The organism is Pseudomonas onubensis (assembly GCF_965653655.1).
Taxonomy (GTDB): domain Bacteria; phylum Pseudomonadota; class Gammaproteobacteria; order Pseudomonadales; family Pseudomonadaceae; genus Aquipseudomonas.
On sequence record NZ_CBFHAZ010000324.1, the window covers coordinates 1 to 406 of the forward strand.

The following is a 406-nucleotide window of genomic DNA, read 5'->3' on the forward strand; positions in this document are numbered from 1 at the left end:
CCATACTGATGCAAAATGCCTGAAACGGGGAAATGCTGTTTTTTGTCCGGGCGGCCGCGCCTTCCTTCAAAACCCGGATCATTTCCTTCAGCATGCGGACTTGCAGACCCTTTGATCTGAACGTAAAAAACAGTCCCAGAGAAAGAAGCAGTACGATTAACAGTTTTGACCATAAAAAATCATTTGCCGAGCCGATTACATTTTCAAGGAATTCCTGCATCCAATCACCTCTTGGTTCATTTGATTAAAAAATACTGAGCTCCCACTCCTGTGCGATATGTTTCAGCAGCATGCCGCCGGTCAGGCTGTTGCCGTATTCATCAATGGCCGGACCGTAAATGCCGATGCCGCAGCCGTTATGAAAAGGCTGCTCTCTTCTGGCGCTTGGGGGAACCAATGCCATGAT

General features: G+C 48.0%; 2 protein-coding genes. Both read right to left on the reverse strand.

Annotated elements, in window-relative coordinates; translation table 11 throughout:
• Window positions 1–220: alanine:cation symporter family protein (locus ACTD9P_RS30170; protein ID WP_498371989.1), on the reverse strand; the 220-nt coding region annotated here is incomplete at its 3' end.
• Between the two features lie 24 nt (window positions 221–244).
• The gene (locus ACTD9P_RS30175) at window positions 245–403 is read right to left on the reverse strand and encodes a glutaminase (RefSeq protein ID WP_438870507.1); all 159 of its coding nucleotides are present in this window, start codon (window positions 401–403) and stop codon (window positions 245–247) included.
• Between the last annotated feature and the right edge of the window lie 3 nt (window positions 404–406).